The sequence below is a fragment of the Novosphingobium album (ex Liu et al. 2023) genome, from assembly GCF_029076845.1.
In the GTDB taxonomy this organism is placed as follows: domain Bacteria; phylum Pseudomonadota; class Alphaproteobacteria; order Sphingomonadales; family Sphingomonadaceae; genus Novosphingobium.
In genome coordinates, this window is record NZ_JARESE010000062.1 from 110,004 (window position 1) to 136,696 (window position 26,693).

Genomic DNA, 26,693 nt, shown 5'->3' on the forward strand with positions numbered 1-26,693 from the left:
TCGAGCTGGGTTCCGGTCGTCTAATCCGGAAAATCTTTCCGGGTACGAACAGGTTGACGCGAGCCATGAGAAGCCATTTGCCGCCATTCCAGCCATCGCCCGAACGGGCATGGCCGGCTGGGCGGCAATCCGATGCGTGTCCGTTTTCGCCACGCATTCTCCCGCTCGCAGACACGAACGCCGGGGTTTGGGCGTTGGATTGCCCCACCCCGTTTCACACGAGCGCCCGCGAAGCGAACGGCCCCGCCACACATGGCCAGGCGTTTGCGCACTCGCAGGGCATTTTCGCACACACACGCGCCGCGACAGCATATCCAGCAGGAACGCGGCGCGCCTGGAGATCATACAATGGCAACGCGCATGCTCATCGATGCGCGCCACCCGGAAGAAACGCGGGTGGCGGTACTCAAGGGGAACCGCATTGACGAGTTCGACTTTGAATCGGCTGACCGAAAGCAGATAAAGGGCAATATCTATCTGGCGAAAGTCACGCGGGTAGAACCTTCCCTGCAGGCCGCATTTGTCGACTTCGGCGGAAACCGGCACGGTTTCCTCGCTTTCAGCGAAATCCATCCCGACTATTACCAGATCCCGCGCGAGGATCGCGAAGCGCTGCTGGCCGAAGAGGCCGCGCACGCCGAGGAAGAAGCCGCGCTGCGCGCCAGCGAGGGCGATGACGACGACGAACGTTCCGAGGACGGCGACGATCTGCTCGACGACGGCGGGCTGACCGAGGTCGACACGTCCGAGAAGTACGAAGTCGCGACGATCGAGGCCGGCAACGTCGAGAACGGCTTCGAACACGGCGATAACGACGACGAGGATGGCGAAGGCTCGGCCGACGAGGATGACGGCAATCGCCGCCGCGGCCGCCGCCGCCAGGGCAAGGGCCGCTCCAAGGAAGCCGACGAACTGCGCGCCAAGCGCATGGCGCTGCGCCGCCGCTACAAGATCCAGGATGTGATCCACCGGCGCCAGGTGCTGCTGGTGCAGGTCGTGAAGGAAGAACGGGGCAACAAGGGCGCGGCGCTGACCACGTACCTCAGCCTCGCCGGCCGCTATTGCGTGCTCATGCCCAATTCGAGCCACGGCGGCGGCATCAGCCGCAAGATCAGCTCGGCATCGGACCGCAAGCGCCTGAAGCAGATCATCGCCGAACTGAGCCTGCCGCGCTCGATGGGCTGCATCGTGCGCACCGCCGGCCTGTCGCGCACCAAGACCGAGATCAAGCGCGATTTCGACTATCTCGCCCGGCTGTGGGACGACCTGCGCGAAACCACGTTGCGCTCCTCCGCGCCGACGCTGATCCATTCGGACAGCGACCTCATCAAGCGCGCGATCCGCGACATCTACAATCGCGACATCGAGGAAGTCGTGGTCGAGGGCGAAGACGGCTATCGCGCGGCCAAGGATTTCATGAAGCTGCTGATGCCCAGCCACGCGCGGCGGGTGAAGCCCTATTTCGATCCGGTGCCGCTGTTCCAGCGCTATGGCGCGGAAGACCAGCTTACCGCGATGTACGATCCGGTGGTCCAGCTTCGTTCCGGCGGCTACATCGTCATCAACCCGACCGAGGCGCTGGTTTCGATCGACATCAACTCGGGCCGTTCCACCAAGGAATACGGCATCGAGGCGACCGCGCTCAACACCAACCTCGAAGCCGCGCACGAGATCGCCCGCCAGTTGCGCCTGCGCGACATGGCCGGCCTCGTCGTCATCGACTTCATCGACATGGAATACGGGTCGAACGTCCGTAAGGTCGAGAAGGCGATGAAGGACGCGCTCAAGAACGATCGCGCGCGCATCCAGGTCGGCCGCATCTCCAGCTTCGGCCTGATGGAAATGAGCCGCCAGCGCCTGCGCACCGGCGTGCTCGAAGCGACGACGCGTTCGTGCCCGCACTGCGACGGTACGGGTCTGGTCCGCACCGCCAGCTCGGCCGGCCTTTCGGCGCTGCGCCTGATCGAGGACGAGGCGGCCAAGGGCAAGGGCAGCGTGATCTCGCTGTTCGCCAGCACCGAGGCGGCGGTCTACCTGCTCAACGCCAAGCGCGCCGATCTGGCCGACATCGAAATGCGTTACGGCGTTTCGGTCGAAGTCATTCCCGAGGGCGAGAACGAAGGCGCCAAGATGCGCGTGGCCTCTTCGGGCCCGCGGCTTGAGAACCCGCCTGTGTTCGAACCGATCATCGACCTTGATGATGACGACGAAGTCTATCCCGAGGAAGACGAGTTCGAGGAAGCGGAAGAAGCCGAAACCTCCGATGAGGGTTCGGACGGCGGCGCCCGCCGCAAGCGGCGCAAGCGCCGGCGCGGCCGCAATCGCGATCGCCGCGAGGACCAGCCGGGCGAGACCTCCGGCGAGTTCGACGCCGAGGACGATGGCGAGGCCGAAGCGGAAGGCGACGCCGAAGGCGAGAGCGAGAGCGAGAGCGAGAGCGAAGGCACGTTCGAAACCACCACGGCCGAAGATGGCGACGCCCCGCGCAAGCGCCGGCGTCGCGGTGGCCGCCGTCGGCGCGGTCGTGGCCGTGGCGGCGAGAACGAGGGCGGCGAAGCGCCCGCCGGCGAGACGGATGCCGAATTCGAGGGCGAAGCCCGCGATGATGCGGACGCCTATGCCGAAGCGGAGCCTTATCGTGACGAGGCCGAACCGATCGCGCCCGAGCCGGTGAGCTACGCCGAGCCGGCTCCGGTCGCCGAGGCCGAGCTGGTCGAAGCCGCCGAACCCGCGCCCAAGCGCAGCCGTCGCCGCAAGAGCGCGCCGGCCGAGGAACCGGCCAGCATCGCAGCGCCCGCCGAAAAGCCCAAGCGCACGCGTCGCAAGAAGGCGGACACTGCCGCGCCGGTGGTCGAAGCCGCTGGTGATGCGGTCGAAGCGGTGGCTGGCGAGGCGGCCGTTGGCGAAACGGCCCCCGAGGTGGTCTCCGAGGTGCTCCCCGAGCCGGCCGACATCGTGGAAAAGCCCAAGCGCACCCGCCGCAAGAAGGTCGTCGAGGCCGAAGTCGATGCGCCCGAAGCGGTCGCGGTCGTGGAAAAGCCCAAGCGCACCCGCCGCGCCAAGGCAGCCGCCGCGCCCGAAGCAAGCGCGCCCGTCACCGACGAAGCGCCCGTGAGCCAGCCTCTGGCGATCGAGCCGGCCGCCGGTGAGCCCGAACTGGCCATTCCGGCCGAAGCCGCGAACGCGGCCGAACAGCCGGTCGAGGCCCATGCTGCGGACGTCCATGCGTCCGAAGACGGCGACGACGGCAAGCCGCGTCGCGGCTGGTGGCAGCGCACCTTCGGCAACTGAGCTTGCCCATGGCTGACACCCTTCCCGGCCACCGCCGGGAAGGGTGTCAGCCTGCGCTGATATCTACTGGAAAAGCAGCGCAAGCCGCGCTCAGCGCTGCATCCCCCCGGCCTTGACTTCATCCGAAATCGCGCCTGCGTCCATACCGACCGCAAGCGCGCGCCGCACTGCCGGCCGCGCCGCGACGCGGGCGTGCCAGGCAGCGATATGCGGATGCGCATCGAGCCCGCCGCCGTTGTCAGGATATTTCTCGATCCACGGCCAGATGCACATGTCCGCGATCGAATAGTCGCCGCACAAGTATGTGCGCCCGGCCAGCCCGGCTTCGAGCACGCCGAACAGCCGCTCGGTCTCGCGGCGGAAACGGGCCAGGGCCAGATCCGTCTCCGCAGGATCGCGCCCCGGCTTCGCGGCGGCGCGGGTGAACCAGTTGACCTGCCCCGACATCGGCCCGAGCCCGGCCATCTGCCAGAACAGCCAGGAATCGATCCGCGTGCGCGCCGCTTCATCGGCCGGGTAGAACCGCCCGGTCTTGCGGCCCAGGTACTGCAGGATCGCGGCGGATTCGAACACCGCGACATCACCATCCACCAGCGCGGGAATCCGCCCGTTGGGATTGATCGCCAGGAATTCCGGCCGCGCCTGCCCGCCGTCGAGGATGTTGACGATCTCGACCGCGTAATCGAGCCCCATCTCCTCCAGCGCGATCGCCACCTTGTGGCCGTTGAGCGTCGGGAAATAGAACAGGCGCAAGCTCATGTCCTGGGGCCGATCTCGCGAAAGCGGATTTCCATGTGCGATCGCGCTTCCAACCCGATGTCGGGAAAGGTCGAGACATCCCAGGCATCGCGCCCGCCGATGTCGTAATAGACCGCCGGCCCGGTGCCCCGGTTCTGCAAGTGGTGCGCATTGGGCACGCCCGCCTTGAAGCCGACGCAGTCCCCGGCGCGCAGCACTTCCTCGCCATCGTCGGTGACGAGCACCAGTTCGCCCGAGATCACCACCACCAGCTCGTCGTTGGTGCGGTGCCAGTGGCGATTGGTCGACCAGGCGCCGGGCGGCAGTTCGACCCGGTTGACGCCGAACTGGGTGAGCTTCCACTGGCCGGCCAGCGGCCAGGTCTTGCGGCCCTTGAGCTTCTCGTCATGCGGCGGCGGATAGGAGCTGCCGCCGGTGAGCGCCCGTTCGGGGCGGATATCGCCCTTATGCGTCATCACACACCCGCCGCCATGCCGCCGGTGACGCGCAGCACTTCGCCCGTGACGAAGCGGGCGCGCCGCGAGGCGAGATAGAGCATGGCCTCGACGATGTCCTCCTCGGCCCCGTCGCCGTCGATCAGCTGCATCGCCTTGACCCGGGCCATCGTCGCGGGCGGCAGCTCGTTGCGGATCGTCTCGGTCAGCATCAGGCCCGGCGAGATCGCGTTCACCCGGATGCCGAGGGGGCCCAGTTCGCGCGCGAAGGTGATGGTCAGGCCCGCCACGGCAAGCTTGCTGTCGCCATAAGGCGATCCGCCCATATGCGCCGCCGAAGAGGAGATGTTGACGATCGAGGCGCCCGCCCTGCCCTGCATGTGCGGCGCGGCGGCCAGCGTGCAGCACACCACGCCCATCACGTTGACGTCGAACAGCCGGCGCATCTTGGCCAGCCCCAGCTTCGTGATCGGCTGGCCATATTCGTCGCTGTGCAGGCCGGCGTTGTTGATCAGCAGGTCGATCCCGCCCTGCGCATCGGCGGCCCGCGCCATGACTTCGGCCATGCGCGCCTCGTCAGTGACGTCACCGGCAAGCCCCAGCGCCCAGCCGCCCGCGGCGCGGATCTCTTCCGCCGCGGCTTCGGCCTCGCTTCCGTCGATATCGACCAGCACGGCATGAGCGCCCTCCATGGCCAGGGCGGTGCCAAACGCCTTGCCGAAGCCGCGCCCGCCGCCGGTCACGACCGCCGTGCGCCCTTGCCATTCACTCATCATCCGCTCCCTGCCGCAAAAAAGCCGTGCCGCGCAGGCAAGCACGCGCGGCGCGCGCGGGCAAGCCGCCGCAGCGATACTTCGGCCGCTTGCGGCCCGGCGCATTCCGGCACGGCTGTGGCCCACGCGCCCGGCCCTGCGAACCGGCGATTCTCAAACCGCCACCAAGGGCCAATTGTGCACTTGCTCACGGGCGATGAATCGCTAGAGAGGACCAAAGTCACGGCCCCCCTTGCGCGGGGCCTGCTCAACGGGGACTGACACATGGCGACCTTCACTCTTCCGGCCAACAGCAAGATCAGGAAGCAGGGAAACATCCACAAGGCGGATGGCGCCACGCGGGTCAAGAAGTTCACCGTCTATCGCTACGACCCCGACAGCGGCCAGAACCCGCGCTATGACACGTTCGAGATCGATCTCGACAATTGCGGCCCGATGGTGCTCGACGCGCTGATCAAGATGAAGAGCGAGCAGGACCCGACGCTGACCTTCCGCCGCTCCTGCCGCGAGGGGATCTGCGGTTCCTGCGCGATGAACATGAACGGCGCGAACGGGCTGGCCTGCACCACCGCGATCGAGGATCTGAAGGGCGATATCCGCATCACGCCGCTGCCGCACATGGAAGTGATCAAGGATCTGGTGCCCGATTTCACCCACTTCTACGCGCAGTACGCCTCGATCCGGCCCTGGCTGCAAACCGTCTCGACCACGCCTTCGGGCAAGGAACGGCTGCAAAGCCCCGAACAGCGCGAAAAGCTGGATGGCCTTTACGAGTGCATCCTGTGCGCCTGCTGCTCCACCTCGTGCCCCAGTTACTGGTGGAATTCGGACCGCTTCCTGGGCCCGGCGATCCTACTGCAGGCCTATCGCTGGCTGGCCGACAGCCGCGACGAGATGACCGGCGAGCGGCTTGACGAACTGGAAGATCCGTTCCGCCTCTATCGCTGCCACACGATCATGAACTGTTCGAACGTGTGCCCCAAGGGCCTTTCGCCCGCGCGGGCGATCGCCGAAATCAAGAAGATGCAGGCCGAACGGCACGTCTAAGGTGCGTCCTTCCGCGGCGTTTCATTGCGAGCCCGATCCGGCCCATCCCGGCTGGCTGACCTGGGACCTGACCGACACCACGCGGTTCAACGGTCAGGTCATGGGCAAGCTGATCGTCCGGCGCGAGGGCGATCGCGGCTGCCGGGTGCGGATGCTCGAAACCTTGCAGCGCCATGGCAACCTGCACGATAACGTGCATGGCGGCGTCACGCTGGCGCTGATCGACATCGCCATGTTCGCCGCCGCGTTCAACGTGCTGGGCGCCGACGCGGCCGGATCGGTGACGCTCGATCTCAATTGCCAGTTCATCGGCGCCGGGCGGCTGGGCCAGCCGCTCGATGCCGCGACCGAGATCCTGAAGGAAACGCGGCGGCTGATCTTCGTGCGCGGGCTCATCGAGCAGGACGAAGCGCTCGTCGCCAGCTTTTCCGGTACGATCCGCAAGCCATCGCAGCGATGACCGGCGTTCTCGAAAGGTACGAAGCCCTGGTGGCGACGGGCGAGCTACGGGCCGATCCCGAGCAGGCCGCCGCCGCCGAGCGCCTGGGGCAGCTTCAGCGCGAGCTGGAACGCCAGGCCGCTTCGGCCGGGCTGTTCGGCAAGCTGTTCCGCAAGCGGCCGGAAGGCCCGCGCGGCGTCTACATGTGGGGCGGCGTGGGGCGCGGCAAGTCGATGCTGATGGACCTGTTCCACCAGACGCTGGCCATCGAGGAAAAGCGCCGCATCCATTTCCACGCCTTCATGCTGGAAGTGCATGCGCTGCTGCGCGACGAACGCAGGAAGGAAGCCGGCGATCCGATCCCGCCGGTCGCTGCCACGCTTGGCCGCAACTTGCGCTGCCTGGCTTTCGACGAAATGGTGGTGAACAATTCGGCCGACGCGATGATCATGGCGCGGCTGTTCACCAGCCTGATCGTCGATCAGGGCGTGACGATCGTCACCACATCGAACCGCGCGCCGGCCGAACTCTACAAGGACGGCCTCAACCGCGAGCATTTCCTGCCCTTCATCGACCTGATCGAGCGCGAGCTGGACGTGCTGACGCTTAACGGGCCGACCGATTACCGGCTGCAGCGGCTGGGCGGTATGCCGATCTGGCACACTCCGCTGGGCGAGGCGGCGACCGCGCAGGCGCGCGAGGCGTTCTTCCGGCTGACCGACTATCCCCCCGAAGACAGCGACCATGTCCCTTCCGCCGAACTCGATGTGGGCGGCGGCCGGATGCTGCATGTGCCCAAATCGCTGAAAGGCGTGGCCGTGTTCAGCTTCAAGCGGCTTTGCGCCGAGGCGCGCGGCGCCTCGGACTATCTGGCCATCGCGCGCACCTATCACACCGTCATCCTGGTCGGCATCCCGCGCATGGGGCCTGACCGGCGCAACGAGGCGGCGCGGTTCGTCACGCTGATCGACGCGCTTTACGAAAGCAAGGTGAAGCTGATCGTCGCGGCCGATGCCGCGCCCGAGGAACTTTACCAGGCGGGAACCGGCCGCTTCGAGTTCGAACGCACGGTCAGCCGGCTTAACGAAATGCAGAGCCAGGAGTACCTGGCGCTTGGCCACGGCAGCGAATAATTCGTTAACGGATCGGCCCTGACGGGCCAGTCCTACCCCCTTGCCACCGCCGATTCGCACGCATTGGTTAACGCGAATCGCCGAATCAAAAGCGCCCCGGGAACGATCCCGAGGCGCCTGATGGACCTGCTCGTCACGAGACGATGACCCAGAAATTTGTGTTGGGGGGGTCAAGCGTTCTGTAGTCAGTTCTCCCCGAAACTCGCGGATTTCCGCAGCTCGGACGCTTCTGATGGCGAACGCTTAGACTGTCTTAGGCCGAGCCCAGGACGTCCCGGAAGATCTTCCAAATCATAGCACTTCCCCATGTTCGGCACGCGCAGAGATTGCGCGCGACATGGGCGTGGTTAACAAAGTGCTAATAAGGAGGCAAGGAAAAATTAGTCTTTCACGTTAAGGGCTTTCGGTTCGAGCATGGCCACCAGATCGCGGAACGGCACCGGGCGGCTGACGTGGTATCCCTGGACGACATCGCAGTGGAGTTGCCTGAGCACCTGCACCATGCCGGCGGTTTCCACCCCTTCGGCCACCACGGTGCGGTGCAGCGAATGCGCCATTTCGATGATCGACTGGACCAGCAGGAAATCTTCTTTGTTGGTCTCGATCGCGCTGATGAACAGCTTGTCGATCTTCACTTCCTGGGCCGGCACGTATCGCAGGTAGTCGATCGTCGCGTTGCCGGTACCGAAATCGTCGATCGACAGCTTCATGCCGGCCGCGACCAGCCGGTCGAGCATCTGGAAGGTGCGCGAACTGCGGTCGAGCCGATCGGTCTCGGTGATTTCCAGCACCAGCCGGTCGGTCGGCAGCTTGTGCGCATCGAGGATGTCGAGGATCATCTCGGGAAGATCAGCGTTGCGCAGCAGTTGCGCCGAGATGTTCACGGATACCGTGAAGTCGTGCCCGGCCTTGTACAGCCCGACCGCCGACTTGACCGCGTCGTTCAGCACGAAGCGGGTGATCCGCTCGATCCGGTGATATTCCTCGGCGATGCCGATGAACTTGTCCGGGCTGATCGGGCCGCGCTCCGGGTGCGTCCAGCGCACCAGCGCCTCGGCCCCGGAAAGGCGGCCGGTGCGCAAGTCCAGCTTGGGCTGATAGGCCACCCAGACCTCGCCATTGTCGATCGCGCGATCGAGCGAGGTCAGCAGCGAGATCTCCCAGTGCGCCTCGTTGGTGTTGTTGCTGTCGTAATGGCAGACGATCTCGTCGTTGCGCAGCGCTTCCTCAGCCGCCTGCATCGCGTTGGCGAGGCGCGTGGCGACGACGCTGTCGTGATCGGAATCGACCCCGCAGTTGAACGAGATGTCCACGTCGCGGCCTTCGATCTGGAGGCCGTTCTGCACGATGCGGTGTAAGCCCTCCAGGTTTTCGAACAGTTCCACCGGATCGGTGATCGTCGAAAACCACAGGAACATGCCGCCTTCCTGATGGACCGTCACATGGCGATCGCTGATGCGGATGCGCCGCTGGATTTCCGACGCCAGCCGGGCCTCGACCGGCACCGGGAAGCTGCCGACGATGGCGCTGTAATTGCGGATCTTGAGCGCGACGAGATTGCCGGGATTGCGCTTGGCGGAATTGCGCAGCGCCTGCAGGCTGGGCAGGCCCGAGGCCGCGTTGACTTCCACCACCGCCTCCTCGCGATCGAGCGCCCTGGCCCGGAACGTCGCCACGGCGGCGACCAGGAAGGCCGGAAACACTTCGACCTCGATCAGGTAATGATCGAGGATCAGGGGCGTCACGATCAGGATCGCGACAAGGCCGGTCACGCGGTAGCGATCAATCGACCGCCCGCGCCGCATCCCCGATATCAGCAGCGGAACCACCAGCACCATCGCCGGCAGCCAGCCCAGATCGATCGGCGGGCCTTCCTTCAGCGTCTGCGCGGCGATCACGTGGAAGAACGCGCCGGACACGAAATCGCCCAGCGGCATGTGGTGCAGATCATGGAACACGCGCGCGGCCGGCGCGATGACCACGTCCTTGCCGCGCGCGAAGCCGGGCGGCAGGCGATCACGGATGACGTCGATATAGCTGTAATCGGGGATCGTGCGATAATCGATCGAATAGTCCGGGCGGAACTCGCCGTCGGGCAGATCCTTCATGTCGGCGATGACCGAGGCCATCGACGGCTTCCGGCCCATGGTGGTTTCCACCGAATAGGGAATGAGGATGCTGAGATCGGCCGGATGCTTGTTCGCCGCCAGCGAGACGATGCCGGCATAAGGGCGGAATTCGGGCGCGGGCAGCATGGAAAGCGGATCGTCCACGCCGTCCTCGGCCGCCGGCATCGCGCCCATGTAGACCCGGCCCGGATAGCGCTTGAGCACCGCGATCAGCTTGGCGTCCTCGGCCGGTTCCTTGGTATAGGTATAGCTGCGGTCAAAGAAGACGCGCTTGGCGCCATCGGCCATCAGCTTCTCGATCAGCAGGGCATCGTCGGCGCGCGAGGCATCGCTGGCGTTCAGTTCGCCCAGCGTCTTGTCATCCAGCGAAACCACCGCGACCGTGCCGTCGGCCGGACGCGTGTGCGTCATGTTGCGAACGCCGATCAGGACGTCTTCCAGCGGCAAGCCCAGTTCGATCGCGCCGCAAACGACACCGGCGATGATCGCGGATGCCAGGATGCGCACGCGCCGGCTGCGCCACACCAGCCGCAGACGCTGCATGATCCCGCTCATGACCGGCCTCGCCCGCGCGGCCGGCCGGAGCGCGCGCCGTCACGCCTCCGGCGCGGAAAATCCCCGCCGAAGCTGATCCGGGTGCTTCCGACCCGTGCGTTCACAATGCGACCATGCCGTTTCATCGACGTCCAGTGCTGACGGTACGTCATCCGGCCTAAGGCAAATGTCCTAATATTGAGTATCGTTAATTCCGCCTTTCACCCGGAGACGAGCATCGGAATGGCCGGCTTTGCCGCCGGTCAGGCGAGTGCCAGGCGCTCCAGCGCGCGGTCCAGCATCAGCAATTGCCACAAGAGGCGCGAATGATCCGAGGTTCCGCCGATATGCGCTTCGGCCAGCGCGGAAATCCGGCGCGGATCGAACCAGCCGGTGCGCGCGAGCGTAGCGCTTTCGCCGATCCGGCGAGCCACCCCGGCCAGCGGCCCGCGAAACCAGGCGGCGATCGGCGTGACGAAGCCCTGCTTGGGGCGATAGAGCACATCGTCAGGCAGATAGCGGCGCATCGTGCGCTTCATCAGCCACTTGCCCTGCCCGCCGCGCACCCGCATCGCTTCAGGCAGGCTCGCGGCGAATTCGATCAGGCGATGGTCGAGCAGCGGCTCACGCGCCTCGAGGCTGACCGCCATGCTGGTGCGATCCACCTTGGTCAGGATATCGCCGGGCAACCAGAACATCAGATCGGCATATTGCGCCCGGTCCAGCCCCGACCGTGCCGGCGCCGCGCGCATCAGCGCCTCGAAGGCGTGCTCGGCGCGATAATCCCCGCGCAACCGCAGGTATTCGGGCGAATAGAGCGTGGCGCGCAGCTCAGGCGGCGTCACCGAGATGGCGCGCGCGTAGCCTTGCGCGCTGTCCCCGGCGAGCGAGAGCAGCGTCGTCCTGGCACGCAACGGGCGCGGCGCCCAATCGGCCTTGGGATAGACCGCGCCCAGCGCGCCGAACACCGGCCGGCGCAAGGCCAGCGGCAGCAAGGCGCGCAAGCGATCCTCACCATGCTGGAACACGTGACGGCGATAGCCGGCCAGCGCCTCGTCGGCACCGTCGCCCGACAGCGCCACCGTCACCGTCTCGCGCGCGAGCTGGCACACGCGCCAGGTCGGCAGGGCAGAGGCATCGGCAAAAGGCTCGTCGAACATGGCGGCGATCGTGTCGATCGCTTCGAAATCGTCGGCCGAGACCGTGCGGCGGCGATGATCGGTGGCGAACCGGGTGGCAATGCCTTGCGCGTAATCGCTTTCGTCCAGCGCGGCGACATCGAAGCCGATCGAGCAGGTCTTGACCGGGCTGGCGCTCGCCTCGGCCATCAGCGCGACGACGCTGGAACTGTCCACCCCGCCGGAAAGGAACGCGCCCAGCGGCACGTCCGCCACCATGCGCGAGGTGACGGCCTGGCGCAGCAGGTGCAGCAGTTCCGCCTCCAGGTCGGCCAGGCTGCCGCGCCGCCGATCGGCGAACGAAACGTCCCACCAGCGCACCGGCGCGGGCATCGGCCGGCCGGGATGCAGCAGCAGGTAATGGCCGGCGGGAAGCTTGGCCGCGCCTTTCAGCATCGAGCGGGTATCGGGAACGTAGCCCCAGGCGAGGTAATCCTCGACCGCGAGCGGATCGATCTCGCGCCGCAGCAGCGGATGCGCGGTCAGCGCCTTCAGTTCGGACCCGAAGGCCAGGCTGCCGTCGCTCAGCCCCGCGTAGAACAGCGGCTTCACGCCCAGCCGGTCACGCGCGAGGAACAGGCTGCGCGCCTCGGTATCGTAGATCGCGAAAGCGAACATGCCATGCAGGCGCGGCAGGCAATCGACGCCCCAGCGCTGCCAGGCGGCCAGGATCACCTCGCTATCGCCATCGGTATGGAATTCGGCGCCGAGCGCGCGCAGTTCCTGCCGCAGCTCGCGATAATTGTAGATCTCGCCATTGAACACCAACATCGCGCGCCCGTCGGTCGAGGCCATGGGCTGGGGCGATCCGGCCACGTCGATGATCGAAAGCCGGCGATGGCCAAGCCCGACGCCCGGCGCCGTCCAGATGCCGTGCCCGTCAGGCCCGCGATGGGCGATCGCATCGCACATCCGCTCGACCCGCGCGGGGTCGACCGGCTTGGCCGTTTCGAGATGAAAGATTCCAGCGATGCCGCACATAAGGCGTCGCGCCTACCGGACCGCGGCCACGCGGTCCATCCACTGATCGAGCGGACCCGTCGAGGCGCGGAACGCGGCAAGCGCCGGGGCGGCCTTGCCGCCGGGCCGGTCTTCGGCCGAAAGGATCAGCAAGGCGGTGGGGCGTGAACGCAGCAGCACGCGATCGGCCATGCTGGTGAGCTTGAGATGCAGGTTGCTGCCCGTCATCATGCCGCCCGTGCGATACCAGGTCAGCGCCAGCCGCTCGACCCGGCCACCGCCCAGCAGGCGCTGGCCCTTCGCGCCGTCGAAGCCGGGGGCATCGGCCTGCCAGGCCCAGTCGCTGTCGGGCATCAGCGCGCCTTCGCCGAAGCCGCCGGCCTCGCGCCCGTCGCCCTGCCCGGAATAGAGCGCGATGAAGACGTCGACCTCGTGCCCGGCATCGTCGGCATAGCGGCCAAGCAGGCGGTGCTCCGCCCCGCCGGCACGCGGCTCCCACCAGATCGCCGGGGCATAATCCACCCGGTGCCAGCCCGCGACGGGCGGCAACGCGATCTGGCGCGGCAGCGGCGCGGCCAGCCGATCGGCCGCGAAAGCCCAGCCATGAACGCCTGCGACCAGGGCGGCCACGGCCAGGAGCGCGGGAACGCCGCCGATCCGCGCGCGCTCCAGCCGCGCCAGACGCGGATCGGCCGCGATCGCCGCGCCGTCGATCATCGGATCGTCGACCGGCCGGTCGAAGAAGCGCCACGCGCCCGCGATCACCAGCATCAGCACGATGGCGAAGAACGCCCAGCCGTAGATGATGTGGTCGATCCCGGCGGCTTTCTCGATCCCGACATATTGCGCGGCGAAGATCGTGCCCCAGGCGCGCACGCCATTGGCCACGATCGGCACGACCAGGCACGCCGCGAGCAGCGCGAACCGGCGCGTCCAGCTTATGAAGCAGACATTGGCGGCGAGCACGCCGAAAGCGATCATCGCGATCAGGAACTTCACTCCCGAACAGGCTTCGGCCACTTCGAACAGCCCGGCCGGGGTTTCGATGAACACGCCGTCGATCAGCGCGGGAATGCCGCTCCAGTTGACCAGCGTGATGGTGATCCGGGCCGTGATGGTCTGTAGCACGGTGATCAATTCATCGCCGAACGGCACCAGGAATGCCATGTAGGCCAGCGGGAACAGCAGCGCCCAGGCCACGCGCGGGCCCAGCAGCAGCGGCACCGCCGCCGCCATCACGCCGACCGCGCCGGCCTGTCGCGCCAGATCGAGCCCTGAAACCGCGCCCAGCAGCCACACGAGCAGGGCGCCGCCCATGGCGACAAGGCCGGGCCACCACGCCACCGGCTTGATCTTCACCAGTTCGGGCAAGCGCTGCCACACCAGCCAGGCCAGGATCACCGGGATCACCAGGATATGATTGTAGGTGGAACTGTCCCACCACTGGCCCGCCATCGTCGCCCAGTCATGCGCGAAGGCGATCGGCAAGACCAGCCAGGCCAGCGCGAAGCGCGCCGCGCCGATGCGCCACGCGGGCGGCAAGTCGCGCCAGCGCGGCCCGTCGAAGCGAGGCAGCGAAAGCGCGCTACGAAGCATGACGCGCGGTCCGGGCGCCGACATCGACGATTTCGGGCAAGTCGGACAGCGCCGCGTCCCAGCTTGCGTTTTCCAGCACATAGTCGCGCGCCGCCAGCCCCATGCCATGCGCCCAGGCCGGATCGTCCAGCAGCGCGAAAACGGCGGCGACCAGATCCTCGTCGCTCTGCGCCACCAGGAATTCGCGGCGGCTGGCCGCGTCGATCCCGGTCGCCGCATCGGGGGTGAGCACCACCGGCAGCGTCATGGCCATGGCTTCCAGCACCTTGTTCTGCACGCCGCGCCCGATCTCCAGCGGGATCAGCGCCATGTCGGCCGCTTTCAGCCAGGGGCGCACGTCATCCACCCGGCCCCAGACATGGATGCCGTCGCGCTGGTCGCGATCGGTCAGCCGCGAGGGGGGATTACGGCCGACGACATGGAAGCTGGCGGCCGGCTCACGCTGGCGGATCGCCGGCAGGATACGGTCCATCACCCGCTCGACAGCGGTGATGTTGGGCGCATAGTCCATCTGGCCGGTGAAGACGAGGCGCGGGCCCGGCACGGCCAGCATCGCTTCGGCGGGCGCCACGCCGGCGGGATCGAAGAACGCGCTGTCGATGCCGTTGCCCAGCGCGCGCACGGCGATCTTCGCCTTGCCGTCGGCCGGCAGGCGCGAGCGGAACAGGTTGGCTTCGGACTGGCTGATCAGCAGGCTGACATGCGCGCGCCGGGCCAGCCGCGCTTCCTCGGCGCGCAGCAGGCGGCCTTCGCGCGCGTCGATCCAGCGGCGCAGGCCCGAGCCCTTGGCGGCGAACGCCTCGAACTTGGCGGAATCGACATCGACGAAATCGGCGATCACCCGCCCGGTGAAGCTGGCGGGCACATATTGCCCCATCTGGCCGGAAAACACATAGATCGTCCCGATCGGGCGCCGCGCGACGAGATCGCGGACGTAGCGCGAGATGGCCGGGCTGCGAAACGCCATGAGGCTGACCGGAATCCGTTCCAGCAGCGCCTCGACCCCGGCAAGCGCAAGCGGCTTCCTGCGTTCGACCAGGCAATAGGATCTGGTGATCCGGGCCAGTTCGGGCTCCTCGGCGAAATCGCGTTCGTCATCGGCGAAGGTCGCGACATGCACTGGCGCGATCTGCGCCAACCGCTTGAGGATGTGGTGAGAACGGATCTTGTCGCCCCGGTCGGGCGGAAACGGAATGCGGTGCGACAGGAACAGGATCTCGATCATCACCCCAGGCCCCGCGCGATCAGCGGCCCGAGGCGATTGGCCAGCGCCAGCGGCAAGCGCTGCCACACCTCGATCTGCGCGGCGTGGCGGGCACTGGTGGGATCGGCATCGCGCCGCCCGGCCCCGGGCGCGGTCCAGCTCGCGTAAGTCAGCGGCGCGGGCTCGAAGCCCCAGTTGCGCTTGAAATGATAGGCACCGCTTCCGGTCTTGGAGCGGCCAAAATCGAAGTGGGTGCAGCCGCGCCGGCGTGCGTGGAGCATCAGCTCGTAATACATGCGGTCATTGGCGCGCAGCCGCCGCGCGTCCCAGGTGCCGCCGCCCCAATAAGGCATCACCGCGCCACCGTGATAGAGCGAAAGCACGCTCGCCACCGGCCGGCCCTGGTGGCGCACGGTCAGGATATCGGCATCGGCGCCGAACAGATCGAGCACCGCGGCGAACAGCGCGCGCGGGAACACCGGGGTGCCCAGATTGCGCACGCTTTCGGCATAGACCGCGTAATGCGCCGCGCGATCGCCCTCGCCCATCCCCGCTTCGATCGTGAGATCGGCCTGCAGCCCCTTGCGCACTTCGGCCCGCTGCTTGCGCGGGATCGCGGTGAGTTGCGCCGCGTCATCCGCCGCCAGCGGCAGGACGAAGCCGCAATGCGAATCGCGCTTGAGCGTCCAGCCCGCGCGCGCTTGCGGAAGCTGGCCGCCGCGCAGCTCGATCGTCGGGCAGGAGCGGCGCAGCGCCAGTTCCTCCGTCGCCGCGAAGATCGCCTCGCCAGCGCAGCCGGGCCGGGCCAGCAGGCCGCCGCCCACGGCAAAGCCGCTGGACGCCAGCAGCCGGCCGAAGATGGGCGAATGCACTTCGTTCAGCGGCAGATAGGCCGCGATGGCATCATCCCGCTCGGCCACCAGCGCCAGCGCGCGATTGCCGGTGCCGCGCTCCACCGCCGCCAGCCATGCCGGGCGGTGGAACGGGGTGGCATCGGGATGCGCCGCCAGGAACGCCTCGATCCGGCGCGCCTCGCCGGGATCGGCCAGGTCGATCAAGCGCACCATCTCACGCGCGAGGGCGAAAGGCGCGTTCATGCCGCCAGCATCACCGCGCGGCTCGCCTCGCGCGCGGCGATCGCGTCCATCCGGCCCCAGGCGAATTCGGCGATGAGCTGGCGCAGCTTGGGCGCCATCGCGGCCAGATTGGTATAATGCCGCAAGCGCGAGCGCATGGGCGCGTGATCGACGCGCGGCTGGCCCGGATCGATTTCCCACGGATGGAAATAGAACACCGCCGGGCGCTCCTCGCGGCGATTGACCTGCCGGATCGCCCAGCGCGAGAAGCCATAGGGCAGCACGCGGAAGAAGCCCCCGCCCCCGGCCGCCAGCCGGCGCCCGGCGAACATCGCGGTCGTCACCGGAAGCTCGATCAGGTCGCATCCCGGCAAGGGCCGGAAGGCAAAGCGCGGCGCCTCGCGCCAGCCGTAATGGTCATGCGCGATCGGCGCGACGCTGGAGCTGTAGGCAAAGCCCTGCTCGGCCAGGACCGGATAGGCCCAGGGCGTGCGCTGGTCGATCGAGAAGCTGGGCGCGCGATAGCCGGTCACGGCCATGCCCGCCGCATCCTCGATCGCCTTGCGGCTCATTTCGAGATCGCGGGCGAAAGCCGTGGCCCCCAGGCGGAACACGCGGTCATGGTCCCAGCCGTGGCTCGCCAGTTCATGCCCTTCGGCAACGATACGGCGCATCAGCGCGGGATGGCGCCGGGCCACCCAGCCCAACGTGAAGAACGTGGCCTTGACCCCGCCATCGGCGAACATGCGCAGGATCTCGTCGCAATTGCGATCGACCCGGTCGGTCAGCGAATCCCAGCTTCCCTTGTCGATCACGTTCTCGAACGCGCCGACCTGGAACCAGTCCTCGACATCGACCGAGAGTCCGTTGATGGGCCCGCTGCCAGTCATCGTGCCTTGTTCCCTCCGCGCGGAGGCGGTCAGGCCGCCTCGCGCTGTCCTTCGCCGCTTTCGATGAACTCGATCAGCATGGTGAGCGTATGACGGATGGTGCGATCCTGCTCGGCAAGCTGCGCTTCCAGTGCCGCGATCCGCGTGTTGAGCTGCTCGACCTGCCCGGCATGGGCCGCCTCGGCCTGCTCCTCGCGATCCTCCGCCGCGTTCGCCAGTTCGACGACCGCCTGCTGCAATTCGACGATTTGCGCGTCCCGCTCGGCCAGCGAGGCTTCGAGGCGCAACAACGCTTCGGCGCTGGCGGCCGGGGGTTGCGTCGCGGGAATCGCGGCGACCGGCTCGGGCGCGGCCTCGACGGCGTCGGCCGCCGCGACGGGTTCGGCCGGCTCGGCCGGCTGGGGCCGCGGGCTGACGATGGCGATCGCGCCGTCGTCATGCAACTCGGCCAGCACGCTGTGGAGCATCGCCGCGTCGATCCGCGTGCGCTGCTCGACCGCGCCGAGCAGCAGCAGGCGGTTGACGATCTGGTTGATCCGGCGGGGAATGCCGCCGGTCGCATCGTAGATTTCGGCGAAGACACGCTGGTCGAACGCGGGATTGCCGCTCCAGCCCACGCATTTCATGCGATGCTCGATATAGGGCTGCACTTCCTTGGGCTCCATCGCCGTCAGGTGGTGCGTGGCGATCACGCGCTGGCGCAGCTGTTCGAGATCGGGATGCTCCAGCAGCAGGTCGCGGAACTCGGGCTGGCCCAGCAGCAGCGTCTGCAGCAACGGGTGCGAGCCGAGCTGGAAGTTCGACAGCATCCGCAGCTCTTCCAGTGCGGCGATCGACAGGTTCTGCGATTCGTCCACGATCAGCAGGCAGCGCCGGCCGGCGCGCGCCTCGTCATGCAGGAAGCTCTCGATCGCGCCGAGCGCGGAGGCCTTGTCATGCCCCTCGATCATCAGGCCGAACGCCTGGGCGACGACGTGGACGATCTCCTCGCCATCCAGCTTGCTGGTGACGATCTGCGCCGCCGTCAGCCGCGACGGGTCGATCATCGCCATCAGGTGCGCCACCAGCGTCGACTTGCCCGCGCCGACCTCGCCGGTGATGACGACGAAACCCTCGCCCTGGGCCAGCCCGTAGCCGAGGTACGACAGCGCCTTGCGGTGCGTCAGGCTCTCGAAATAGAAGGCCGGATCGGGGGTAAGCTGGAACGGCCTGGCATCGAGCCCGTAGAAATCATCGAACATCGGTTTCTCCTTCGGGCTCAGAAGCTGTAGCGCAGGCCGACAAGGGCGGACGCGGTCCACAAGTCGTCGATCAGGCCGTCATCATAGGTCGTGCCGTCGATGCCGACCGCGGCGGTGGCGTGGAGGTGATCGGTAAGCGTGCGGTAATAAGCCGCCGTCGCGCCCAGCGAACTGGTATCGCCGAACAGCACATCGCCGCTTTTCAGCCAGTTGGCATAGAGATTGGTCGAAAAGCCCGAATGCTGGTCGATCTCGCCGTTGAGGTAGGCCGCCAGCCAGTAGTTCTCGTCGATCGTGCCATTGGCGGAGGCCAGGATCGTGCCCGGCGCGGCGATGAACTTGCGCCGGTCGTAACCCGCGCCCACGCCCGTGGTGATCCGGCCGAGATCGACCGCATAGCTCGCCACCACGCCGCGCGCGCGGAACGTGGCCGAACGCACCGAGCCGAGCGCGCCGGACAGGCAGTTGTTGCCCTGGAGCGAGGCGACGCAGCCGCGCAGGTCGCCCGAAAGCGGATCGCGCACCGCGTCGAAATCGGTCGGCAAGTCGCCGATGGCGCGGTTCACCTGGCCGCCGAAGCCGGCGATGTTGTCATAGACCGCAAGGCTCAGCGTGCTGCGCCGGGTCGGCATGTAGGTCAGCGTGCCGGTATAGCTGGTCGAACCATAGCGGCGGCCGACATGCGCGGTAAGCGAGGTGCGCGGGCTGGGCCGCCACATCACGCCCACGTCCCAGATCAGCCCGTCGGTATCGTAGGCCAGCACGCGCGGCGCGCTCTTGTCGGTCTTGTAGCGACCGTCCTTGCCGATCACCGGCGCGCCAGTGGCATCGCGCACGGCATCGCGGCTGGAAATCTCGACATCCTCATAGCCGAGCGCGCCGGTCGCCTGCACGGTGCGCGACAACGGCACCGTCACGATCGCGCGCGCCTGCATGTCGCGCACGCGCTGGTCGAGGTTGGAGATGTCTTCCTGATAGAAGCTGCCCGCCGCGCCCAGCCCCACGGGCAGCACCGTTCCCGGCGCCACGCCCGCCTCGACATCGGCGACGTGGACCGTGCTGTGATCGAAGATGTCGTTCGCCGGCGCGCCCGGCGTGGGCACATAGGCATCGGGTTGTTCGACGCGGGTATAGCCGAAGCGGTAGTTTGCCCCAATCGTCACGTCACCCGCCCGCGTGGCAAGCGAAGGCCCGGCATAGACCGAGTAGACCTGCGTCACCGCGTCGTTGTCGCCCAGCGCGCTTGCCAGCGCCGAATTGACCTGCTCGACCGAGGAGCGCGTGGCCAGGCCCCCCGCCTCGATCGTCACGCCCGGCGTGATCGTGGTGTAGCCGCGCGCCACACCGCTGAGGAAATCGCTGTCTTCCGCCTTCTTGCCCCAGCCGAAGCGCCGTTCATAGCGCAGCGAGACGGCGGCGGCATTGTGCTGGCCGGAGACGCCCGCGTCGACGCCGGCGGCGAGCCGCGAATAGGTCAGCACCTCGTCGCCCGGCGAAAGCTCGGCATCGACGACTTGCGCGGCCTCGATATAAGGCACGATCTCAACCGCCTTGGCCCCGCGCCGCGAGCGCGGACCATGCGCCGAGCGGCCCGCTTCGCGCGGCGTGGCGGCATCGGCCTCGTCACCATCGGGACTGCCGCTGGCGCCGCTGCCGCCCAGATCGCCATAGCCGATCGACTGAGCCGAGGCGAAGGAAGGCAGCGCGCAGGCGGCCAGCGCCGCCAGTGCCAGAAACCTGCCGGGATTGCGTGACATCGTTGTCATCCCCTGTATCCGTAATAAGTGCCGAAGCGCCGGCCGCTGGGGCTGAACTGGGTGGCGTTCAGCAGAAGCTGGATGTTCGGGCAGGCGCCGAGCAGCGAGATCGCATCCTCCAGCGCGCCTTGCCCGGTGCGATCGGCCCGCACCACGATGACGACCTGGCCGACATACTTGGCCAGTTCGGCGGCGGGCGAGGCGGCCAGCGCGGGCGGCGAATCGAAAATCACGATGCGATGCGGCGCGCCTTGCGTCAGCCGGTCGAGCACGCGCGCGGTGCGCGAGGAATTGAGGTATTCGCTGTCGTTGGTCGTGGCATCGCCCGCCGGCAACACCCAGAGGCCGGGAATGTCGGTGCCGATGACGAAATCGGCGACATCGGCCGTCTCGTCCATCAGCCCGTCCATCAGCCCCGGACCGCCGGGCAGGCCCAGCGCGCTCAGCACCGAGGGCTTGGCGAAATCGGCATCGACCAGCAGGACTTCGCTTTCCTTCTCGGCCGCGATCGACAGCGCGAGATTGACCGCGCAATAAGTCTTGCCCTCGCCCGGATGGGGCGAGCTGACAAGGATGCGCTGCGCCGCGCCGCCCGCGTTGTGGCGGCGCAGATCGGCCGCGTGCACCAGCAACTGGCGCTTGACGATGCGGAACTCCTCCAGCAGCGCCGTGACCGAGCCCTCGGGCACGATCAGCCCCTGCTCGCGCAAGTGATCGCGGTCGATCGGATGATGCTTGCCGCCGAAGCGGACCGGCTCGGGCGCGGCGGGTGCCGGGGTTGCGGCGGCCTGGGGCGCGGGTTCGACCGGCGCGGGAGCGGCTTGCGCCACCGGAACCGGATCGGGCCGGATCGGATTGGCCACGACCTGATCAGGCACGGCCGGCTGCGGACGAGCGGCGGGCTCGGGCGCCACCCTTGCCTGCGGCCGCGCCGGGCCCTTCCTTGGCGGCGGGATGAGATCGCCCGGAATCGGCGGTGCGATGAAGCGGTTGAGATCGAACTGCCCCGCCGCGCGCTCGATCAGCGAATCGCCGCGCGGCGCGCCATCGGGCGCGCCCTGCTTGCGGGGAACCGGGATCTTGGATTGATCGGTCATTCGCGTTCCCCCTCAGGCCACCATGCCGCGCTGGATGAATTCGGCCGCCAGCAGCACCACGAACAGCCCGCCAAGCGCCGCGCTGGCGCCGTAGAAATACTTGAGCCGCTTGCGCCCCAGCTCGCGCGCCGCGTCGGTCATCGTCTGCGAGATCGCGCCGAGCACCGGCAGGCCGGTGACACGTTCCAGGCTCGCGGTGGTCGAGAAAGTCGAACGCAGCTTGCTGAGCGCGAAGGCGAAGGCCGCGCCGCCGCCCAGGCCGACCATCAGCACGCCAAGCAGCAGCACCGGCCGGTTGGGCGCGACAGGCGAGCGCGGCGTCGTGGGCGGATCGACCACTTCGAACTTCACCGCCTCGCGCTCGGTCTTGATCTCGCCGCGCAGGCGCAGTTCCTCACGGTCCTGCAGCAGCTTGTCGTACTGTTCGCGCAGCACGTCATAATCGCGGTTGATCTTCTGGGCCTGCGCGGCCGCTTCGGGGTTGTCGAGCTGCATCGAGGTGAGGTTGGCCACGTCCGATTGCAGCGAAGCCTTGCGCGAGGTCAGCGACTGCACCGTCGCCTGGCGATCGGCGCGGATCGACTGGAGCGAGCTGTAGGCCGGATTGGGCACGCCGCCGCCACCGCCGGCCGCTTCCTGATCGGCCGCGCCCTTCAGCGCGGCGATCTGGTTCTTGGCGGCGATCACGTCGGGATGGTTCTCGGTCAGCCCGCGCGCGCGCATCCCGGCCAGATCGGCCTGGGCCCGCGCCAGCGAAGCCGAGGCGCTGCCCATGACACCGCCGGGCAAGGTGCGCGGCGTGCCGGCAAGCTGCCCGTCGATCGCGGCCAGCGCGCTTTGCGCCGCCGCCAGATCGGCCTCCACCCCGCGCAGTTCGGAGCGCGAGGATTCCAGCCGCTGCTGGTTGGCCGCGCCGCCCTGCACCATTTCCGGGTGCTGCGTTTCGAACACGCGACGGCGCTGTTCGGCCGCTTCCAGCTCCTTCTCGCGCTGGGCCAGCTGCTGGTTCACGAATTCCAGCGTCTCGGTCATGTCGCCGCGATTGCCGGCAAGGTTTTCCTCGCGGAAGATGTCGATCAGCTTCTGGGCGATGTCCTGCGCCAGCTTGGCGTTCTCCGCGTCGGAGAACGAGCCGTTGTTGGAAATCGCGGTAATCTCGAACAGGTTGTCCTGCTGGCTGACCACCTTGATGTTGTCCGCCAGCTTGAGCACTTCGGCTTCCAGCTGCTTGGGCGTTTCCACCGTGTCGCCGATGCGGGTGGCGCGCACGACCTTTTCCAGATTGACCGCGCTGGTCAGCGTCTGGCGGATGCGCTCGATATCCCGCTTGCGATCGGCCACGCCGATGCCGACCTGCTCGGCCAGCGCGTCGTCAAGCTGCACGAAGATGCGCGCGTTCGATTCGTAGCTGTTGGGAATCATCGCCACGACCAGCCAGCCCACCAGGCAGACCGCCCAGGCCACCGCCAGCGCGATCCAGCGCCTGTGCCAGACGCTGTGGATGGCCGAAAGAACTTCTTCGTAGAGCGAATTCATGTTGGTGTGCTCTGGTCCTTGCCTGTCCGCGCCTGCTCAGAACATGCTTTCGGGAATGATGATCACGTCGCCTGGGCTCAGCATGACGTTGGCCTTGCTCTCGCCCTTCTTGAGCAGGTCGCCGAGCCGCAGGGCGAATTCGCGCTGCTTGCCGGTTTCCTTGTCGAAGCGGATCAGCCGCGCCTTGTTGCCCGCCGCGTATTCGGACAGCCCGCCCACCGCGATCATCGCGTCGAGCAGCGTCATGTTGGCGCGATAGGGGATCGAGGCGGGCTTCTCGGTTGCGCCGACCACGCGGACCTGCTGGCTGAAAGTGCCGGCGAACTTGTTGACGATGACCGAGACCAGCGGCTCCTCGATATATTGCGAAAGCTGCAGGCGGATATCCTCGGCCAGCATCGAGGGCGTCTTGCCGACGGCCGGCATGTCGGTGATCAGCGGCGTGGTGATGCGCCCGTCGGGGCGGACCTGCACGTTCGCGCCCAGCTCGGGATTGCGCCAGACGAACACGGTCAGCTCGTCGAGCGGGCCGATGACGTATTCCTCGCCCGGCCCTTCCTGCATCGCGACGAACGAGGCGGGGGGCAGCTGCGGCCCATTCGCGCCGCCGGCGCAGCCGGTCAGGGCGAGGCTGGCGAGCGCGCTTCCGGCCATCAGCCGAGTCAGGCGGTCATGGGGCATCGACGCTTCCTCATTTGCGCCATGCCGGGTCCGGGATCGCGAGTTCCGGCGGACGGCATGGCAATAATCCAGCCTCCGCTATCGGTAAAAAGGGTGAATATTGCGTTAGTCTTGACGGGCCAGATTCGCCCCGGTCCCATTACGGGACGCGCAAGTGCCGAAAACCTTACGCTATTTCAGACGAGCATCTCGCGCGCCGGGCCTTGTCCGAGGAAGGCGGCCGGGCTGGCGGTCGCGCCATAGGCGCCGGCGCAGAACACCGCGACCAGATCGCCCACCTCGGCATGCGGAAACCCGCCCTTTTCCGCCAGTTTATCGAGCGGCGTACACAGGCAGCCGACGATCGAGGCCTCTTCCTCCACCCCCGCGCCAAAGCGCGTGGCGATGGCCACCGGATAGTTGCGGCGCACCACCGTGCCGAAGTTGCCGGAGGCGGCAAGCTGGTGATGCAGCCCGCCATCGGTGACGAGAAAAACCTCGCCATGGCTGAGCTTGCGATCGACGATCCGCGCCAGATAGACCCCCGCCTCGCCCACCAAATAGCGGCCCAGCTCGATGCAGAAGGCGGTATCGCGCAGCACGTCGGGCAGCCGCGCGAACTGCTCGGCCAGCCGCTCACCGACCAGCGCCGCGTCCACCGGCGTCTCGTTGGGGAAATAGGGAATGCCAAGGCCGCCGCCCAGATTGCAATGCGGCACCGGCGCGTCGCTTTCCCGCGCCAGCCGCGCCGCCAGCGCGATGGTCTGCGCCTGCGTCTCCGCGATCGCCTCGGCATCGAGCGCCTGGCTGCCGGCGAAGATGTGGAAGCCGCGCCATTCGGCGCCACTGGCGATCACCTGGCGCACCAGCGCGGGCACGCGTTCGGCATCCACGCCGAACGGCTTGGCGCCGCCGCCCATCTTCATGCCCGATCCCTTGAGATCGAAATCGGGGTTCACCCGGATGGCCAGGCGCGGCACCTTGCCCAGCCGCCCGGCAATGGCGATGGCGCGCGCGGCCTCGCCTTCGGATTCGAGATTGAGCGTGACACCGCAGTCAATCGCCGCTTCCAGTTCCGCGTCGCGCTTGCCCGGCCCGGCAAAGCTGACCAGCCCCGGCGCGATGCCCGCCGCGCCAACCATGGCCAGTTCGCCGCCAGAGGCGATGTCGAAGCCATCGACCAGCCCGGCGAAGAGTTCGAGCACCGGGCGGAACGGATTGGCCTTGACCGCATAGTGCAGCGCCAGCCGCTCCGGCATCGCCGCGCGCAGAGCGGCCACGCGGCGGCGGATCAGATCGGCCGAATAGACGAACAGCGGCGTGCCGCCGGCCTCTTCCACCCATGCGGTCACCGGCTTGCCGGCCACGGCGAGCACGCCGTCGATCGCGTCCCAGCCGGCCGGGATCGGGCCCAGCGGCTTCATCGCGCCAGTTCCGCCTGCAGCAGCGCGCGGTCGATCTTGCCATTGGGGCTGATGGGCATGGCCTCGCGCCAGTGGATGACCTTGGGCTGCATGAAATTCGGCAAATCCCGCATAAGCTTGCGGGGCAATTCTTCCCTGGCGTCTGACATATCTGGCGCGGCCCGCGCGATCAGGTGCACTGCTTGCCCCAGCCGCTCGTCCGGCATGCCGAGCGCCACGGCTTCGGCCACAAGGCCAGTCGCCAGGGCCGCTTCCTCGATCTCCTGCGGGCTGATCCGGTTGCCCGCGCTCTTGATCATGGCATCGCGCCGCCCGACGAAATAGAGCAGCCCGTCCGCCTCGCGCCGGACCCGGTCGCCCGACCACACCGCCATGCCGCCATAGCGCGACGCGGCCGGCGCCGGCCGGAAGCGTTCGGCGGTGCGTTCCGGGTCTTGCCAGTAACCTTGCGCCACCAGCGGGCCGCAATGCACCAGCTCACCCTCCTGCCCGTCCGCAGCTACCTCTCCCAAATCATTGATAACCAATATCTCCGCGTGCGGGATCGCCTTGCCCATCGAGGTCGGGTGGGTATCGATCAGCGCCGGATCGAGGAAGGTGGAGCGGAACGCTTCGGTCAGCCCGTACATGGCGAACAGCCGCGCCTGCGGGAAACGCCCGCGCAGCCGGCGCACGAGGCCGGGCGTCAGCGCGCCGCCGCTGTTGGTCAGCCGGCGCAGCTTTGCGGCGGTCGCTTCGGGCCAGTCCAGCTCGGCGATCTGCACCCAGAGCGGCGGCACGGCGGCCAGCGTGGTGACGTCGTGCCGTTCCACAGCCTTCATCACGTCGCGCGGCATCAGGTAATCGAGCGGGATCACGCTGCCGCCGGCATACCAGGTGGAAAACAGCTGGTTCTGCCCGTAATCGAACGACAGCGGCAGGACCGAGAGCGTGCGGTCATCGCGGCCGAGATCGAGATAATCGGCAACGCTTTCGGCCCCCAGCCACATGTTGGCATGGCTGAGCATCACGCCTTTGGGCCGCCCGGTCGAACCGCTGGTGTAAAGGATCGCCGCAAGCGCGTCAGGGTCGGCCGAGGATGGCGGCAAGTCGCGCGCCAGCGCCGCCGCGGCCTCCAGCGCATCGCCCTCGCCCAGCGTCGTGCAAGCGGGCGGCAGGTCGCCGGGCTCCAGCGTCGCCAGTCGGGCCGGCGTGCCGATCAGCAGGCGCGCGCCGCTATCGGCCAGGATATGGGCGACTTGCGCGCGCTTGAGCAGCGGATTGACCGGGACGTGCACCAGCCCGGCGCGCGCGGCGGCCAGCGGGGCCAGGCAAGTCAGCTCGCCCTTGGCCGCCCAGGTCGCCACCCGCGCGCACGGCTCGGGCACTTGCGCGGCCAGCCAGCCGGCGAGGCGGGAGACACGCGATCTTAAAACCTTGTAGTTAATCGGACCCTCGCGCAGCACGAGCGCGGGGGCATCGTCCTCGCCGCGCAAGGCGACATGGTCGATCGGCCGGGTCGGATTGTCGGACGTGCCGTGCATGACGGGAAACAG

20 protein-coding genes are annotated in these 26,693 nt (G+C 67.7%); 4 read left to right on the forward strand and 16 right to left on the reverse strand.

Annotated features, from left to right (window positions below):
* Positions 1-348 precede the first annotated feature (348 nt).
* Positions 349-3,291: an Rne/Rng family ribonuclease gene (locus tag PYV00_RS17685; protein ID WP_275229604.1), complete on the forward strand. Its 2,943-nt coding sequence runs from the start codon at positions 349-351 to the stop codon at positions 3,289-3,291.
* 90 nt (positions 3,292-3,381) lie between these two features.
* On the opposite strand, the gene PYV00_RS17690 is transcribed toward PYV00_RS17685, so the two are convergent.
* Genes PYV00_RS17690 through PYV00_RS17700 form a run of 3 tightly spaced genes read right to left on the reverse strand, consistent with a single transcriptional unit; the run spans position 3,382 to position 5,257 of the window.
* Positions 3,382-4,050, reverse strand: coding sequence for a glutathione S-transferase family protein (locus PYV00_RS17690; protein WP_275229605.1), 669 nt, complete (start codon positions 4,048-4,050; stop codon positions 3,382-3,384).
* Positions 4,047-4,505, reverse strand: a complete 459-nt coding sequence (locus tag PYV00_RS17695) for a cupin domain-containing protein (RefSeq protein ID WP_275229606.1) — start codon at positions 4,503-4,505, stop codon at positions 4,047-4,049. The genes PYV00_RS17690 and PYV00_RS17695 overlap by 4 nt, the downstream gene beginning before the upstream one ends.
* The gene (locus PYV00_RS17700) at positions 4,505-5,257 is read right to left on the reverse strand and encodes an SDR family NAD(P)-dependent oxidoreductase (protein ID WP_275229607.1); all 753 of its coding nucleotides are present in this window, start codon (positions 5,255-5,257) and stop codon (positions 4,505-4,507) included. Before PYV00_RS17700 ends, PYV00_RS17695 begins: the two co-directional genes overlap by 1 nt.
* A 264-nt stretch (positions 5,258-5,521) precedes the next feature.
* On the opposite strand from PYV00_RS17700, the gene PYV00_RS17705 reads away from it, so the two are divergent.
* From PYV00_RS17705 to zapE, 3 genes are read left to right on the forward strand one after another with little or no spacing between them, the layout of a single operon-like run.
* On the forward strand, positions 5,522-6,304 hold the full coding sequence (locus PYV00_RS17705) for a succinate dehydrogenase iron-sulfur subunit (RefSeq protein ID WP_275229608.1): 783 nt from the start codon (positions 5,522-5,524) through the stop codon (positions 6,302-6,304).
* A gap of 1 nt (position 6,305) precedes the next feature.
* Positions 6,306-6,764 (forward strand): PaaI family thioesterase, encoded by a 459-nt coding sequence (locus PYV00_RS17710; protein WP_275229609.1) that lies wholly within the window; start codon positions 6,306-6,308, stop codon positions 6,762-6,764.
* Entirely contained in the window at positions 6,761-7,876 is a 1,116-nt protein-coding gene (gene zapE / locus PYV00_RS17715) for a cell division protein ZapE (protein WP_275229610.1), read from the forward strand. The genes PYV00_RS17710 and zapE overlap by 4 nt, the downstream gene beginning before the upstream one ends.
* Positions 7,877-8,256: 380 nt before the next feature.
* On the opposite strand, the gene PYV00_RS17720 is transcribed toward zapE, so the two are convergent.
* The 13 genes from PYV00_RS17720 to PYV00_RS17780 form a co-directional block, all read right to left on the reverse strand.
* Positions 8,257-10,560 (reverse strand): EAL domain-containing protein, encoded by a 2,304-nt coding sequence (locus tag PYV00_RS17720; RefSeq protein WP_275229611.1) that lies wholly within the window; start codon positions 10,558-10,560, stop codon positions 8,257-8,259.
* 242 nt (positions 10,561-10,802) lie between these two features.
* A complete protein-coding gene (locus PYV00_RS17725) occupies positions 10,803-12,698 on the reverse strand; it encodes an XrtA/PEP-CTERM system amidotransferase (protein WP_275229612.1) in 1,896 nt (631 codons plus the stop codon).
* Positions 12,699-12,710: 12 nt separating this feature from the next.
* Positions 12,711-14,273 carry an exosortase A gene (gene xrtA / locus PYV00_RS17730; RefSeq protein WP_275229613.1) on the reverse strand — a complete coding sequence of 521 codons (1,563 nt, stop codon included), beginning with the start codon at positions 14,271-14,273 and terminating at the stop codon, positions 12,711-12,713.
* A complete protein-coding gene (locus tag PYV00_RS17735) occupies positions 14,263-15,498 on the reverse strand; it encodes a TIGR03087 family PEP-CTERM/XrtA system glycosyltransferase (protein ID WP_275229614.1) in 1,236 nt (411 codons plus the stop codon). The genes xrtA and PYV00_RS17735 overlap by 11 nt, the downstream gene beginning before the upstream one ends.
* Positions 15,498-16,574 (reverse strand): FemAB family XrtA/PEP-CTERM system-associated protein, encoded by a 1,077-nt coding sequence (locus tag PYV00_RS17740; protein ID WP_275229615.1) that lies wholly within the window; start codon positions 16,572-16,574, stop codon positions 15,498-15,500. Before PYV00_RS17740 ends, PYV00_RS17735 begins: the two co-directional genes overlap by 1 nt.
* Positions 16,571-17,443: an XrtA system polysaccharide deacetylase gene (locus tag PYV00_RS17745; protein WP_275229616.1), complete on the reverse strand. Its 873-nt coding sequence runs from the start codon at positions 17,441-17,443 to the stop codon at positions 16,571-16,573. The genes PYV00_RS17740 and PYV00_RS17745 overlap by 4 nt, the downstream gene beginning before the upstream one ends.
* A gap of 29 nt (positions 17,444-17,472) precedes the next feature.
* Complete coding sequence (locus PYV00_RS17750; protein ID WP_275229617.1) at positions 17,473-18,684, reverse strand: XrtA/PEP-CTERM system-associated ATPase; 1,212 nt, start codon at positions 18,682-18,684, stop codon at positions 17,473-17,475.
* 17 nt (positions 18,685-18,701) lie between these two features.
* Complete coding sequence (locus PYV00_RS17755; protein ID WP_275229618.1) at positions 18,702-20,450, reverse strand: preprotein translocase subunit YajC; 1,749 nt, start codon at positions 20,448-20,450, stop codon at positions 18,702-18,704.
* On the reverse strand, positions 20,447-21,538 hold the full coding sequence (locus tag PYV00_RS17760) for an AAA family ATPase (RefSeq protein ID WP_275229619.1): 1,092 nt from the start codon (positions 21,536-21,538) through the stop codon (positions 20,447-20,449). The genes PYV00_RS17755 and PYV00_RS17760 overlap by 4 nt, the downstream gene beginning before the upstream one ends.
* Positions 21,539-21,550: 12 nt before the next feature.
* Complete coding sequence (locus PYV00_RS17765) at positions 21,551-23,074, reverse strand: XrtA system polysaccharide chain length determinant (protein ID WP_275229620.1); 1,524 nt, start codon at positions 23,072-23,074, stop codon at positions 21,551-21,553.
* Positions 23,075-23,110: 36 nt separating this feature from the next.
* Positions 23,111-23,755, reverse strand: coding sequence for an XrtA/PEP-CTERM system exopolysaccharide export protein (locus PYV00_RS17770; protein ID WP_275229621.1), 645 nt, complete (start codon positions 23,753-23,755; stop codon positions 23,111-23,113).
* A 176-nt stretch (positions 23,756-23,931) separates the two neighbouring features.
* The gene (locus PYV00_RS17775) at positions 23,932-25,158 is read right to left on the reverse strand and encodes a pyridoxal-dependent decarboxylase, exosortase A system-associated (RefSeq protein WP_275229622.1); all 1,227 of its coding nucleotides are present in this window, start codon (positions 25,156-25,158) and stop codon (positions 23,932-23,934) included.
* Positions 25,155-26,681 carry an acyl-CoA ligase (AMP-forming), exosortase A system-associated gene (locus PYV00_RS17780; protein ID WP_275229623.1) on the reverse strand — a complete coding sequence of 509 codons (1,527 nt, stop codon included), beginning with the start codon at positions 26,679-26,681 and terminating at the stop codon, positions 25,155-25,157. The genes PYV00_RS17775 and PYV00_RS17780 overlap by 4 nt, the downstream gene beginning before the upstream one ends.
* Between the last annotated feature and the right edge of the window lie 12 nt (positions 26,682-26,693).